Source organism: bacterium (genome assembly GCA_020444325.1).
Lineage (GTDB): Bacteria > Bacteroidota > Ignavibacteria > SZUA-365 > SZUA-365 > BM516.
In genome coordinates, this window is sequence record JAHLLD010000010.1 from 1 (window position 1) to 14,207 (window position 14,207).

Sequence of the window (14,207 nt, forward strand, 5' to 3'; positions counted from 1 at the left end):
CAGATTCCAGATTCCAGATTCCAGATTCCAGATTCCAGATTCCAGATTCCAGATTGCAGATTGCAGATTGCAGATGGCAGATGGCAGATGGCAGATGACAGATGACAGATGACAGATGAAGATGACAGATGAAGATGACAGATGAAGATGACAGATGGCAGATGCAAACTGGGCAGGAGCGGGGATTGCTTCCCCCGGCCGTGTATCCGGATGCCTGTTGGCTTCGAGGAAGCAATCCCTGATGGGGCACGCTATGGAAAAATGGAAAATGGAAGATGGAAATATGACATCACGCCGTGATGTTTCCATCGTTGCATTTTTCCATCCTTCTATTCTCCGCCGATATGGAACAGGCGTTGTGTGTATCCCTCCGGGACACCTGCGAGATGCAGCAGATAAATGCCCGGGGGATGGGCTGAGAGATCGAGAAGGACGCTCGTACGTTTCCCGTCAGAGAAGATATCGCGGTTCAGTACTTCCCTTCCGAGCAGATCGGTTATTGTCAGCTGCAGAACCCGGGCTGTTCCTCCCCTGATTTGCACGGTGCAGTTGGCGTTGAAAGGATTCGGAAAAACCTGTAGCGAGAGCTCGCCGGGCTGCGGCGGGGAGGTCCCGGTCAGGATGACCGTGAACACATCGGAAAGCGCACTGCATCCGAATTCATTACCGATGCGCACGCTGTACTCTCCGTCTACCATCACGAGATATTCCCGCGAGGTTGCCATCGGGATGATCTGTCCGTTGAGCAGCCATTGCCAGCTGCTCGCATCCGGCGCCACCAATGTATCGCCGTGGCGTGCGATGACGGGCTGCGCAGGCAGCGGATGGAACAGCACATCCACGGTGTCGGACGAAACGGGACATGAGGGAATACCGGGTGTCATGCGCTGGACGAAGTATGTGCCGCTCTCCGTGACGTACAGCCAGCGAAGCGTGTCTCCAGTATTCCATGCATAATGTGCATATCCATCGCCCGCATCGAGCAAGACAGTGTCGCCCACGCATGCGACCGGATTTCCCACGATCTGTACTGGCGCATGCATTCTGCTGAGAATACGCAGCGAGTCCGCACAGGCATGGCCCCCGCTGCTGACGGGTATCCCCTCCCCGCTGTAGCGCAGCGTGAAAGGAATGCTGACAGGAGTGGGACCCGTATTACCGCGCAGCAGTTCGAATTGCCAGGTAAACTCCATCTCCTGACCCGGGAAAATGACACTGCGGCTCTGTGGATTTTCATTGCCCGGCTGTGACAGCAGGGCGATGTCGTCTTTGTCGGACCATTCCAACAGTGCCGTAGGTGTATTCACGTTGACACCTCCGGAATTTCTCAGCGAAGCGCGAACGCTGAAGGTCTCCCCTTCCTTCCCGCACAGCATCCCTGGAGTACGCAGATCGCTGCAGGCAAGCTGATGGGGAACGGGATCAATATGCAGCGGTTGCACGCATTCTATCTGTCCTCCCAGATCGTCCCAGGCAGTGGCGCGCAGGGAGAGATCCCGGGTCCGGCTGCTGTGCTGCACGTTGATCAGCCATTCGAACCTCGCGGTGGATGCGCTGCCGATAACCACGTTGACACTGTCATCGAGTCCCATCGGTGAAGATGGATGCAGGGAGATTCCTTCCTGCAGCGGCAGGGTCAGGCGGACGCGATGCAGTGCTGCGGACAGTGTCCCGGTATTGCCCACCGCAAAACGCAGCGTGAAGGGATTCGGCTCAATACCTGTTCCACTGCTGTCGAGATGCAGAGTGTCGGGCATTTCGAGTCCGCAGGCCCAGGAGGGAAGCTCGGGAACAATGCGCAGGACACGGGAGAGTTCCATGGTATCGAGCGCCAGATCGGCACCGCCTACGGCGTATACACGAAACGCAAACACGGGATACTCCGGGATGGTCGCATTCCCGGTATAACGCACGGCCCAGTAGAGCGAGCGCTCCTCCTGTGGAAGTATCACCGTTGAGGGAGAGAAGCGCTCTTTGAGGGGTTGAAACTGGTTCTCAAGAATAAAATCCGGCGGTAGTATCAGCTCACCGTACACTCCTACCGCATTGCGCGACCCCTCGTTTTTGCAGGTCAACGAGACACTGAAGGGATTGGGCATGTACTCGCCGTGCCCCGTGTCGAAAGTGATGGATTGCGGAACTGAACACGTCGCCTTGAGAATGGGTGCTGCAATGGCGGGTATGGTTACAAGCGTCTGGCAGAAAGTGGAATCTCCGTTCCCGGCGTACACCCAGACGCCGACGATGTACTGCAGTTTCGTGGGGGTGAGTGGATGTTCGAGCATCCAGGTCTGTACTCCACTGCGCAGGGGTGGAATGTGTGGTGGCAATACGTCCTTCTCGTAACCGTCAGGTGCATCGGGAGCTGCCAGGTTCAGCTGTGAAGGCAGCACCAGTCGGGCACGTACGTTGCGAAGTGTATCGCCGGCAGGATTGTGGACGGTAAGTGTCACCGGCAACGGCATCGGATCATATCGCCGCAGGGCGGTGTCAGGAATGAGCGTGGGGACATCGAGTCCGCAGTACATTGTCCGCGCGGAAGCAGGCACATGAATGCGCCGGGTACAGGTGACCGGTGCGGCATTGTCGAATTCCGCGGTCATGCGCAGGACGATGGTGTCATTTGAGGTGCGGGGACGCGCAGAAAGCTGCCAGGAAGCTCCATCCCTGTTGGACGGGAAAAGCACGTCATCGACGGGAATCACATCCGCAGCCGGGGACACCAGCATGACATCAGCCGTATCGTAGTCAATGTGGAAACGCATTCCGGTCGCACCCCCGTCCCCGATATTCTGCACATTCAACGTGGCCACAAAGGGGTCTGGCGCATAGTGCTGTGAACTCACCTGCCAGGTAAGCGCGTCGGGTGCGGCCGCATCGCAGATGACCGACGCCGTTCCCGTGCGAATACGCACCTCCGCTGGCTGGATCACAGGCCGCAGGCACCCCTTGCGGAAACTGGCTTCCTCGATGCGCACTTCAGTCGATACGGTGTCATACGGCGTGATGAGCGTTTCGAACCGAAATGCCAGCAGGTCTGCGCCGTTGAAACGGGCAGGATTGTTGATGTGAACTTCCGTCCCATACGGCCTGCCAAAGTACTGCAGGTTCACCCCTTCGAGCATGCTTCCCTGCGGAGCGAAAAGTTCTGTCAGTGTGAGTCTGGCCCTGTCATACACCAGGGAAAAGTCGAATGCTTCAAACCGTCCCCCCAGAATCGGACTATCGAGCTGCAACTGCACGATGAATTCCGAATTCCCCGTGACGTCATATTCTCCCAGATGCATCGGCAGCGTTGTCAGCGACGAAGAATCCAACCCCACACCGTACGAGTAGTACCAGGACCTGGACGACCCGCAGATTTCATCGCAAGTGATAAAAAGCTTGTGTGACTTTCCGTCGGCACAGCCGGCATCGATTACCAGCCGGCATTCTTCGAAAGCACGCCGGGTATGCCCGGCAAACGTTGCGAGTATCCCTGGGAGCGAGGTGACACCGGCAGGTGAAAGAGATTCGTGCAGTCCACCGGTGTTGGACGCAAGCAGCAGCATATCGTTGGTGTTGAACGCAGATCCTATCGCTACCACATACACGTGGACGTTGTGTAACTTCGCCAGCTCTATGACATCGTCCCGGTAGTGCAGCTGCGATGCGTTGTCTGGTCCTCCCGCGAACGCGATTACGGACTTGCATCCTCCGGATCCGTTCGCGGCAACTTCTTCCACAGCAGCATATACCGCATCGTAGAAAGCGCGCTGTACATTTCCGGGGATGCTGTTTATCGCAGCGTGCAACAGCGTCGTATCGCTGGTCCTCCCCTGCCCGAGCATGGGAGCCTGGCTGTAGTAGAACACGGATGCATCTTCACCGGCATGCAGATCACGGATGAATGCATGCAATCCTTCCTTGAATTCTCCCGCCACGCTGCTGATCTCGCCACCCGCATCGGCCACAATGGCAACAGACATGGGACAATCCACCGTCGTATCGGGGCAGCAGTGTTCCAGTATCGTGCGGGAGAGTCCGTCTTCAGTCACGCTGAGCTGCGAAACATCGATATCGAACTGCCTGACACCATCGCACTCAATCACATAGTACAGTCGTACTTCCGGTAAATCATTCACGGAACGAAGAATCGTAACCTGCGGAGACGCATTCGCTGCTGCCCCGTGTACCCCCTGCGCCCATACAACCATGGCTGGTGCAGAAAACAGAACCCAGCAGACAAGCAGCGTACAACGTCCCTTCTGAATGCTGTCCTTTCGCATCATCATGCCTTTATCTCACAAGCTTCGTGTCCGCTTCGACTCCTCAACAGACCCCAACTCCTCTAAATGTTACTCAAATTGCAGACAATGGAAAGATAGAAACATGAAAAAATGGAATTATTACACCGTGACGTCAGATTTCCATCTTTCGATTATTCCATCTTTCCATCCGCATCAGTATCAGGGATTGCTTCCGTAATGGCAACAGACATCCGGGGAGACGACACGGGGAGCAATCCCTGCTCCGGCGAAATTTGCTATCTGCAATTTGTAATCTGCAATTCTCAACCGGCTTGCGGTACCTGGGTACTGACATTCGCGATCGGCCGACTACTGGAAGACGGCATTCTTCACGCGGAATTATTATGTTATGCCATGATGCGAAACGTGTCAATACCGGTGATCCTGCTTACGGCGCTGCTCATGAGTGCGTGCGGGTCGTCCGCTCCGACTGTGAAATCGGGAGGAGGTGCCGGTGTGAAGGGGGCGCCGCAGCTGCCTGCGGACATCAGCAGTGGACGGCGCGCGGTGGTCTATGAGTCGTATCGCTGGCTGGGGGTGCCATACCGCTATGCGGGCAATACGAAACGCGGGGTGGATTGTTCGGGACTGGTGAATGCCGTATTCGGGAAGTTCGGTGTGAAGCTGCCGCGGCGGGCACGCGACCTGTATCATAAGGGACGCAAGCGTGACCGTGGCGACCTCGCCCCCGCAGATCTGGTGTTCTTTGCGAACACGGCCGGGAAGGGTATCACACATGTAGGGATCTATCTCGGCAGCGATCGCTTCATTCATGCCTCCTCCAGTTCCGGTGTCATTATCTCGTCACTGGAGGACAGCTACTACCGGCGTCACTATGCCGGCGGACGCATGATTATCAAGTAGCGACATGGGACGTCGCCCAACGCAGACAGCAAAGCACGATATCATCTGCTCGGATTGCAGCGGCTACGATTCAGCAACCTGACGCACGACGTCGATCACGGTGCCGTCAACCCATTTGATGGCGGCGATGATATTGTCATTGAACTGCGGCTTGTCTGGCACACCGCCACAGATGCCTTCCACCTCTTCCTTGATCTCATCGATACTCCGAATCGGCAGCCCAGAATTTTTTGTGGCCTCGATCAAATCCTGTCTGAGTGGATTGATGGCGATGCCGCGTTCGGTGACGATCACATCAATCAGTTCACCGGGACCACAGAGCGTCGTAACCTCATCGACAATCACCGGAATGCGATCCCGGAAACTGGGAATCGGGAGGATGGTGCATTTCGAGAACAGGCAATTCTGCCATCCACCAATCCCGTGCAGCAGTCGTCCGTCACTGTGCGTGACGACGTTCGCGTTGAAATGTGTGTCGACCTCGGTCGCGCCGAGTACGACGACGTCGAGCATGGATGCGATGTTCCCCTTGTTGTGATAGTTGTACGAAACAAAGGGATTGGTGTGAATGTGTCGCGGATTGTCACGCATGGAGGCTACGCCGGCAAGATCAAAAGTCTGGCCATCGAGGATGTAGTCAGTGAGTCCCTCCTCGAGCATGTCAACGAGATAGCGCGTGCTTCCACCGCGCACGAAACGCGCGCGGATATTTTTCTCGCGCATCATGTCGCGCAGAAATATCGCAAATGCCAGCGATGTGCCACCGGCACCGGCCTGGAATGAAAAACCGTCTTTCAGGATGCCTGCTGCTTCGACAAAACGCGCGGTCAGTTCCGCAATCAGGAGGCGGTCGGGACTCTTCGTGATGTTCGTCGTCCCGCTCACGATTTTTTCCGGCTCGCCGATCTTATCCATCACGACGACATAGTCAACGTGGTTACCCATGATCTGCCAGGGTACGCAGGGAAACGGCACGAGATTATCGGTCACCACGATGACGCGGTCCGCATACTGCGCATCGGCCAGCGCGAAACCGAGTCCCCCGCAGGCGGAAGGACCCTGGACGCCATTGCAGTTGCCGAAAGGGTCGGATGTCGGTGCCGCAATGACGGCGATGTCGATATGCACTTCTCCGTCCTGCACCGCCTGGTAACGTCCCCCGTGGGAACGCAGCACCCCGGTTCCACGCATTTTCCCCTCTGAGGCGTAGGCGCCGAGGGGACCGTTCATGGAACCCTCGATGTGATGCAGCACCCCACTCTCGAGATGGCGAATCATGGGTTCGTGACAGGGGAAGGATGCAGAGGGGAACCATCGCAGGTCTTTCACTCCCAGTTCCGCGGCGGCATCGAACACCTGGTTGGCCACGAGGTCGCCGTTGCGGAAGTGGTGGTGCGAAGAAATGGTCATACCGTCGCGCAGTCCGGCACGCTCCAGCGCGGTCTTCAAATCTGCGACGACCTTGTTGCCATCCGCGGGGTAATCCGCGCAGCGGCTGATCAGAGGAGCGGTCTTGCGTCCTGAAGGCACATGTGCGCCCACACCCTTGTACGGGATGGCCGTCTCCCCGTTAATCTGAGTCGGGACCAGGCGTCCCGCTGCATTGCGCTGCAGATCATTGCTCATCAGGCGTCTCCTTCCAGTCATTTTCAAGCAAGCCGGACATGATTGCGAGGCGGATACTGCGCTGAGCCCGTTTGACCACAGGGGGATCGATCATCTTCGATCCCAGGGAAACCACACCGAGTCCCTGACGCTCGGCATCGTCGAAAGCGAGAACGATGCGCTTCGCCTTCTCTATCTCCGCGTCGGAGGGGGCGAAGCCCCGGTGCACGACGGGAATCTGGCGGGGATGGATGCAGCCCTTGCCGTCGAATCCCAGCGCCTTCGCTTCGAGTACGCTGGTGAAAAGTCCGTCCATATCCGTGACATCGCTGAACACGGTATCAATGGCCTGCACTCCCGCCGCTCGTGCAGCGTTGAGCACGGCACCCCGCATCCAGGCGCTTTCCTTCCCTTCCAGCGTCCGTTCCGCTCCGATGTCGGCTGTGTAATCCTCGAGTCCGATGGCCAGAGCAACAACCGAGGGTGAAGCGCATGCAATACTGTATGCTTCGATCGCACCTTTTGCGCTTTCGATAATGGGCATGAGATAGATTTCGTATGCGCTCCCGGCGCCATCCTGGAGTCTCCGGATATGCGCGGCGGCTTCGGTCACCTGGGCAGCGCTCTCAACTTTCGGGAGCAGAATAAGATCCGGATGCTGCGGGACGATGGCATCGAGATCCTCGAGTCCCAGCGGCAACTGGTTGATACGCACCATCCGCTCGGCGGCCCCGAAGTCCACCGCACGCAGTGCGTTCCGCACGAGGATGCGCGCTGCGTCCTTTTCCGACGAGGCAACGGAGTCTTCGAGATCGAGAATGAGTCCATCTGCGCCATGCACGCAGGCATTGATCGCGAGTTTCGGATCATTGCCCGGGAGATACAGTCGGGATCTCCGGAAGCGGTCCCGGACCGACCCCGTCCCCTGCACCCTGGCCGGCGGCAGCCAGCCTGTTCCATCAACGCCGTTCAGACGACGGATTGCAGTCTCGAAGCGTGCGGCAATCGTGTATGGCAGCGCACCGCTGTCTTCCACACGAACATTAACGCCGTCGAGCTTGAAAAAACTGATCAGCTCCTCGAGCAACGCCCGGTTCGCACGTCCGTAGAGCACATCCACCTTGCTTTGCATTTCAATGCGGACACCGCTCCCTCCGGTCTCTGTGATCTCGACGAGACAATCCGAGCGCACTCCCCGGCCCGATCGTCCTGCTACAGCTCTGTTCATGCTACCTTCCGATCATTGGTGGCGATGGTGACCTCCCTCCGGCCCGTCATATGCCCCTGCAATATACGCAACAGCGCTCTTATCCCCTTCCCTGTGCGGGTGAGCCCCTTTTGCGAAACTTTTTACCACGGCAACATTGTTCTTCAAGTGAACTTTGCTCACAATCATGCAAAACACCATGCCCATGGAAGCCGTCGCAGAACCACTATCGTTCGACGCCATTGCGGACGCCGATCTGGCAGCGTTTCATCGCAATCGTGAGAAAATGACCACGGCCGTGTGTGACCGTATCGCACACGCATCGAATTTTGAGGAAATTGCCACTGACCCGGTGAAGACCCGGATCGCGCATGAAAGCGTGCGCATATTCATCGAGAATTTTTATGCGACCGCGAAATACCGCCTTCCCGCCGCGCTGCTTGAGTATCTCGACTGGCTTCGGGGGTATCTTGCAAGCAGGGAATTCCCGGCAAACTTTCTTCCGCTTATGCTTGCATCACTGAAAATCGCGACGCATGCCTTCATGGAACACAACAACTGCAATGACATTGCCGCTGTCATCTCGGATCTGCGGCGCAGGGAAAGCAAACTTATGGGAGGTGAAGCAGCATGAGTGTCCAACCGCAAATGGAAACGTTCATCAATTGTCTGGAAGCCGGTGACCGGCGGCGCTGTTTCAGGCTCATCCAGGAATGGGAGCAGCAGAAGCTCTCCGATGAACAGCTGTACACGGATATCCTCATCCCTTCGCTGATCTTTATCGGTACGGCCTGGGAAAGCAACCGCCATGGGATCGTCGAAGAACATGTCGCCACCCAGATCATCAAATCGATCGTGGCGAGCAAGGCCGTCACGCTGACTCCGAGACGTGACCTGGGAAAAACGGCGATGGTCGGTTGTGTGCCGAACGAGCACCATGAGATCGGATCGATGCTTCTGGCGAACATGCTCGAATCGGAGGGTTGGAAAGTATACCTGTACGGCAGTTCCGTACCTCAGCAGGAACTGGTCAAGTCGGCCACGAACATGAAACCCGACCTGATCTGCCTGACCATGAAATCCATCGGCTGCCTTGAATCCACACTCCAGCTCCTCGTTGCGATTCGTCGCGACCTCCCCGGTACGAAAATCATGCTGGGCGGCATGCATATCCCGTCCGTACGTGCCATCCTGAGTGAACATGTAGACATCCTCGCCGACAATTTCATCGACGGCATCAAACAGGCGGAAATGCTGGCTGGCACATCCACGTAACCCGAACTGCATGTACGAAATAAAAAAAGGATCCCGCGAAGGATCCTTTTTTCATTTCATGCGCCGTGCTCAGAGCTGTGCGATCACGGCGTCGGTAATCTGCTGCGTGTTGGCAGCACCCTGTTCGATCACCTGCGCGCCACCCGGCAGCTTCATCATGTCATAACTGCGAACCTTGCCCTCCGCGATGACGGTGGAGATCGCCTTGCGTATCCGCTCGGATTTCTCCGTTTCGCCTATATGATCGAGCATCATGCAGGCACTGAGCATCATGGCGATGGGATTGACGATTGAAGGATTCAGCGTTTCATACTTCGGCGCGGAACCGTGTGTCGGTTCAAATACCGCCACATCCTTGCCGATGTTCGCGCTGCAGGCAAAACCGAGTCCGCCAACGAGTCCGGCAAATCCGTCGGAAACGATATCCCCGAACATGTTTCCCGCGACAATCACACCGTAATCTTCCGGATTTTTCGTAAGCCACATCATCTGTGCGTCAATGTTGGTCGACCATAGCTGAATGTCAGGGAAGCGCTTGCTGATCTCAGCGGCTTCGGCTTCCATCATTCCCGACGTCTCACGGATGACGTTGGGCTTTTCACATATGGTGACGGACCTGTACCCGTGCTTCTCCGCGTATTCAAATGCCGCCGTGACAATGCGTCTGCAGTATTCGCGGGTGAAAATGCGAGTCGACACCGCGAGATCCTCACCCGGGACGTCGAGGAAGGCCCTGAAACGAGGGTGCGAGGCGAGGGCCTCACGCACGTTCTGCGGAGGATTGGTCCATTCCACGCCTGCATAGAGTCCCTGCGTATTCTGCCGGAAAATCACGACATCCACCAGTGGCTCCTCGAATCCGCCTTTCGCGTCTTTTCGAATGAAATTCAGCGGATTGTTCGGGAACGTCTGACAGGGACGAACGCAGATATCCAGGTCGAAATGCTGACGCATGGTGACGATGGGACTGTAGTACACAAGTCCCTTGTCCTGCAGTTCCGGACTGAGCTCCGCGGCGGCTTTCGCCTTGGGCTTGGATGTGATGGCGCCGAAAAGACCAATTTTGTGTTCGGCGAGCAGATCCACGGTGCGCTGCGGCAGGGGATTCCCCTCCTTGCACCAGAAATCCCAGCCGATATCGCCGTTGACATACTCCGCCTCGAAACCGGCCGCTTCGAGAACGCGAATTGCTTCCGGGAGCACGACTTTTCCGATCCCGTCGCCGGGCATGGCAACAATCGTACGTTTCATAAACACTTCCTCATTGAGATTGCGTGGTGATGTAACATGAAGAACAGATGTCAGCGAAAATACATAAATCCGCCGCGAAAAATATGCAGAAACTGCATAATGCAGGCGACCGCGGTGTCTGTCTCATCCCCGGGAAATATCAAGCCCGAGTTCGAATGCAAGCATCGGAAGGTCGCGTACGACCCAGCGGGGCGCAAATCCGTCAGGGACTTCTTCCCCCGCCGGGTTCACCCAGCAGAAATCCATTCCCGCGTTGCGTGCTGCGGGCATATCACTCGTCGTACTGTCACCCACCATGAGCACTTCCTCCGGGCACAGCGCATGCTTCTCCATTGCCGGTGAGAAAATGGCGGGATCGGGCTTCGCCACACCAAGTTCCTCGGAAATGAGAATATCTTTGAAATACCCGGTCACCGGTGCTGCAGCGAAACGCCTCCGCTGCACCGAGGTGAGTCCGTTCGTCACCAGCACCAGCAGAAAGTGCTCTGCCGCTTTTGCGATCACGTTTTCCGCCCCGTCGAGTAGGATGGTCTGTTCGGAAAGCCGGTCCAGATAATACACACTCATCTCCGGGGCACGGGAGACATTTTCCCCGAGATCCGCCAGGACACGATGGAAGCGTTCGATCTTGAGTGCATCCTGTGTGATGCGTCCCTCCTCGAGTGCCCGCCACACGTCCGCATTGTGCTTGCGGTATCGCATCTGCGCGTCCTCCAGCCTGTCCTGCAGTCCAAATTCCCTCGCCGTCGCAGCAAATGCGGCGTTTTCGCCGCTGCGATAGTCAAAAATGGTGTCGTCCGCATCGAAAAAAATCGCCCGGTACGGCTGTGTCATGTGTTTCCTTTCTGCCATGGCAGTGCATCGAGATCCACGTTGCCCCCAGAGAGGATGATGCCCACAACGCGGCCCCGCACATCGATCCGTCCCTCGAGCACGGCAGCAAGCGGCACAGCGGCGCTCGGTTCGATGATGAGTTTCATACGCTCCCACACCAGACGCATCGCCTGTCGTATCGCGTCGTCATCGACGGACACGATATCGCGCACATGCTGTCTGATAACAGCGAAATTTCGCTTGCCCAGCGATGTCAGCAGTCCATCTGCAATCGTATCCGGCTGCACGGAGGGAACGATATGTCCCGCCCTGAACGACCGCATCGCATCGTCTGCTCCCTCGGGTTCCGCGGCGATAACCTCCGCTGTGGAGGAAAAATAGTGCGCTGCAAGCGCGGTGCCGCTCAGCAGTCCTCCGCCGCCTACGGGTGCCAGGATCAAATCCACATCCGGTCTGTTTTCGAGCATTTCTTTTGCCGCAGTCGCCTGTCCGGTGATGATCCTCCAGTCATCGTACGGGTGAACGAAAACCGCCCCCGTGCGTGCTACCACGGCAGCGAGGGTGTCTTCCCTCGCCTGAAGGGTGGGACGACAGAAGGTGATCTGCGCACCGTAACCTTCGACGGCACGAATCTTCACTGCAGGAGCATTTTCAGGCATGACGATGTATGCCGGAATACCCCTGACACGCGCCGCCAGCGCGAGTGCCTGCGCGTGATTGCCGGAGGAATGCGTCGCCACGCCGCGTGCCGCGGTGGCCTCATCGAGTCCGTGTACGGCATTCGAAGCGCCACGGTACTTGAATGCACCCACTTTCTGCAGATTTTCACACTTGAAGAGAATTTCCGCACCAACCATACCCGAAATCGTATCGGAGCTGTGTATCGGAGTGTGATGAATGTAGGGACGGATACGCTCCGCCGCCCGCTCAATATCCCTGGCCGCAGGGAAATCCCCCATATCGAAAGGCTCATCCATATTGTGGGATTCCTGTGTATCGCGGGATTCCTGTGTATCACTCGTGGGCTCGGTGTCGGAGAAATCCTTCATATGTGGAGAATCCTGCATCTGCGCCTTGTTTTCCTTCTTTGTATACTGAAATGTACATGCGGCGGCACTCGTATAAAAATGACGTTCGAGGGCACGGCTTCAGGGTCAGCGGTGTTGGTAACAATGCAGAACAAGAAACGAGGAATTCATGACCATCGGCATTATCGGTGTGGGGAATGTGGGAGCGACGCTGGGAAAACGCTGGGCCCAGGCCGGATACCATGTACTTTTCGGCGTACGGGACCCGAACGCGGAGAAAGTCCGTCGATTGCTTGAGGAGGCCGGATCGAATGCCTGCACGGAAAGCATTGACGATATTGCGAAACACACTTCCGTGATACTTCTCGCGACGCCACATTCCGCTCTCCGTGCTATAACAGAGCAAATGGGAAATCTGCGCAGCAATATCCTGGTCGACTGCACGAACCCGATCGCGCCGGGACTCCGCCTGGCTGTCGGACACTCGAGTTCAGGCGCAGAGCAGCTCGCGCGCTGGGTCAACGATACACCGGTCGTGAAGGCATTCAATACCATGGGCTGGGAAAGTATGCAGCAGCCCGATTTCAATGGGACGGCCGCAACGATGTTTCTCTGCGGTGACAACAAGAAGGCAAACGAAACGGTTCGAAAAATGGCCGCGGATATCGGTTTCGATGCAGTGATTACCGGTCCCCTGCAGCACGCACGCTATCTCGAACCCATGGCCATGCTGTGGATTGAAATGGCGATGAAGCACGGGTTTGGAAGGGACACCGCATTTCATCTGCTCCGTCGCGGAGAATCCGAGGGATCCTGATGCCTCTCCTGTGATCAGGCGGCGGGCAGGAAATCGCGTCCCGCCACATACCCGTTCGTTTCGAGCCAGTCACATATCTGGGCGCGTGCATCCCTGCTGCCGACATAGGGCAGGACAAAACAGCTCCCCGGCGCCGGGAGATTTTCCGGTGCAATGACTTCGACACCATCGATTCTCTGACCGATTTTCTTCGCGTCAATATCTACCCACCATCGTATGCGCGCCCCTTCCGCCTCCAGTAAACGCACACGCTTGCGCGTGATCCTTCCTGCACCCCAGACAACAACTTCAGGCCAGCTCCGTACATGCGCAACGCACCAGCGTGCGAGGTACCGCGATTTCACGGTATAAAAGGCATCGACATCGTAGCGTGCATGGGTGCGGGACAGGCGTTCAGGACTGTCATTCCAGAGCAGCACCTCGTCCGGGATAGAGGCAAAGCGCACTCCTCCCTCCAGCCATCGCAGCCACAGCTCATAGTCTTCAGGGAATGGACCGTCACGATACCCGCCATGCTCCCGCACGCATTGTGCACGATACATCACGGCGGGATGGGCCAGCGGAGATTCCACGAATCGGGAGCGAGAGAACTGCTCAGGCGTTCGCAGGGTGTTGATCCAATCCACATACGCCGCATATCCACCTGCCGCTTCCCTGTTTCCCCCGAAACGTACTTTTCCCGTCACCAGGCCAACCTGCGGATGTTCGTCGAGAAAACGTCGTTGCCGCTCGATGCGTCCCGGCAGGGAAATGTCATCGGCATCCATGCGTGCAATGTAATTCCCGGAGGCCTCACGCAGCCCGCGCTGCAGCGCCTGTACGATACCAAGATGGTCCTGCCGGAATACATGCAGCTGCTCAATTTCCTTCACGAGCGCATCGAGGCGTGCGGCAGTCTCATCGTTGCTTCCGTCATCCACAACGATGATTTCCACGTCCTCAAGCTCACAGGTATCGAGGCTTTGCACTGCGCCTTCTATGGTCGAAGCGGCATTGTGCACGGGGATCACTATGGATGTGGGTGTTGGCATACAGGA

At 57.0% G+C, this 14,207-nt stretch carries 11 protein-coding genes; 4 read left to right on the forward strand and 7 right to left on the reverse strand.

Annotated features, from left to right (window positions below):
• Positions 1-329: 329 nt before the first annotated feature.
• Positions 330-4,274: a T9SS type A sorting domain-containing protein gene (locus KQI65_12905; protein MCB2205636.1), complete on the reverse strand. Its 3,945-nt coding sequence runs from the start codon at positions 4,272-4,274 to the stop codon at positions 330-332.
• Positions 4,275-4,646: 372 nt separating this feature from the next.
• Here KQI65_12905 and KQI65_12910 point away from each other — a divergent pair, with 372 nt between their 5' ends.
• Positions 4,647-5,153: a C40 family peptidase gene (locus KQI65_12910; protein MCB2205637.1), complete on the forward strand. Its 507-nt coding sequence runs from the start codon at positions 4,647-4,649 to the stop codon at positions 5,151-5,153.
• 63 nt (positions 5,154-5,216) lie between these two features.
• On the opposite strand, the gene citF is transcribed toward KQI65_12910, so the two are convergent.
• Positions 5,217-6,779, reverse strand: a complete 1,563-nt coding sequence (gene citF / locus KQI65_12915; protein MCB2205638.1) for a citrate lyase subunit alpha — start codon at positions 6,777-6,779, stop codon at positions 5,217-5,219.
• Positions 6,769-7,986, reverse strand: a complete 1,218-nt coding sequence (locus KQI65_12920) for an HpcH/HpaI aldolase/citrate lyase family protein (GenBank protein ID MCB2205639.1) — start codon at positions 7,984-7,986, stop codon at positions 6,769-6,771. Before KQI65_12920 ends, citF begins: the two co-directional genes overlap by 11 nt.
• Positions 7,987-8,152: 166 nt before the next feature.
• On the opposite strand from KQI65_12920, the gene KQI65_12925 reads away from it, so the two are divergent.
• Together KQI65_12925 and KQI65_12930 are read left to right on the forward strand one after the other, a co-directional pair.
• Positions 8,153-8,599, forward strand: a complete 447-nt coding sequence (locus tag KQI65_12925; GenBank protein ID MCB2205640.1) for a hypothetical protein — start codon at positions 8,153-8,155, stop codon at positions 8,597-8,599.
• Complete coding sequence (locus KQI65_12930; protein ID MCB2205641.1) at positions 8,596-9,240, forward strand: cobalamin-dependent protein; 645 nt, start codon at positions 8,596-8,598, stop codon at positions 9,238-9,240. The genes KQI65_12925 and KQI65_12930 overlap by 4 nt, the downstream gene beginning before the upstream one ends.
• Positions 9,241-9,309: 69 nt before the next feature.
• Here the strand turns inward: KQI65_12930 and KQI65_12935 are convergent, their stop codons facing one another.
• From KQI65_12935 to KQI65_12945, 3 genes are all read right to left on the reverse strand, one after another.
• On the reverse strand, positions 9,310-10,491 hold the full coding sequence (locus KQI65_12935) for an isocitrate/isopropylmalate dehydrogenase family protein (protein ID MCB2205642.1): 1,182 nt from the start codon (positions 10,489-10,491) through the stop codon (positions 9,310-9,312).
• 123 nt (positions 10,492-10,614) lie between these two features.
• A complete protein-coding gene (locus KQI65_12940) occupies positions 10,615-11,325 on the reverse strand; it encodes a YjjG family noncanonical pyrimidine nucleotidase (protein MCB2205643.1) in 711 nt (236 codons plus the stop codon).
• Positions 11,322-12,284, reverse strand: coding sequence for a pyridoxal-phosphate dependent enzyme (locus KQI65_12945; protein ID MCB2205644.1), 963 nt, complete (start codon positions 12,282-12,284; stop codon positions 11,322-11,324). The genes KQI65_12940 and KQI65_12945 overlap by 4 nt, the downstream gene beginning before the upstream one ends.
• A gap of 238 nt (positions 12,285-12,522) precedes the next feature.
• Here KQI65_12945 and KQI65_12950 point away from each other — a divergent pair, with 238 nt between their 5' ends.
• Positions 12,523-13,170 carry an NAD(P)-binding domain-containing protein gene (locus KQI65_12950; protein MCB2205645.1) on the forward strand — a complete coding sequence of 216 codons (648 nt, stop codon included), beginning with the start codon at positions 12,523-12,525 and terminating at the stop codon, positions 13,168-13,170.
• A 14-nt stretch (positions 13,171-13,184) separates the two neighbouring features.
• On the opposite strand, the gene KQI65_12955 is transcribed toward KQI65_12950, so the two are convergent.
• Positions 13,185-14,201 (reverse strand): glycosyltransferase, encoded by a 1,017-nt coding sequence (locus tag KQI65_12955; protein MCB2205646.1) that lies wholly within the window; start codon positions 14,199-14,201, stop codon positions 13,185-13,187.
• Positions 14,202-14,207 lie beyond the last annotated feature (6 nt).

What these genes read in the sequence shown, in the direction of transcription:
- KQI65_12905 (MCB2205636.1), bottom strand. Translation starts at nt 4,274, where the DNA reads ATGATGATGCGAAAGGACAGCATTCAGAAGGGACGTTGTACGCTGCTT.
- KQI65_12910 (MCB2205637.1), top strand. Translation starts at nt 4,647, where the DNA reads ATGCGAAACGTGTCAATACCGGTGATCCTGCTTACGGCGCTGCTCATG.
- citF (MCB2205638.1), bottom strand. Translation starts at nt 6,779, where the DNA reads ATGAGCAATGATCTGCAGCGCAATGCAGCGGGACGCCTGGTCCCGACT.
- KQI65_12920 (MCB2205639.1), bottom strand. Translation starts at nt 7,986, where the DNA reads ATGAACAGAGCTGTAGCAGGACGATCGGGCCGGGGAGTGCGCTCGGAT.
- KQI65_12925 (MCB2205640.1), top strand. Translation starts at nt 8,153, where the DNA reads ATGCAAAACACCATGCCCATGGAAGCCGTCGCAGAACCACTATCGTTC.
- KQI65_12930 (MCB2205641.1), top strand. Translation starts at nt 8,596, where the DNA reads ATGAGTGTCCAACCGCAAATGGAAACGTTCATCAATTGTCTGGAAGCC.
- KQI65_12935 (MCB2205642.1), bottom strand. Translation starts at nt 10,491, where the DNA reads ATGAAACGTACGATTGTTGCCATGCCCGGCGACGGGATCGGAAAAGTC.
- KQI65_12940 (MCB2205643.1), bottom strand. Translation starts at nt 11,325, where the DNA reads ATGACACAGCCGTACCGGGCGATTTTTTTCGATGCGGACGACACCATT.
- KQI65_12945 (MCB2205644.1), bottom strand. Translation starts at nt 12,284, where the DNA reads ATGGGGGATTTCCCTGCGGCCAGGGATATTGAGCGGGCGGCGGAGCGT.
- KQI65_12950 (MCB2205645.1), top strand. Translation starts at nt 12,523, where the DNA reads ATGACCATCGGCATTATCGGTGTGGGGAATGTGGGAGCGACGCTGGGA.
- KQI65_12955 (MCB2205646.1), bottom strand. Translation starts at nt 14,201, where the DNA reads ATGCCAACACCCACATCCATAGTGATCCCCGTGCACAATGCCGCTTCG.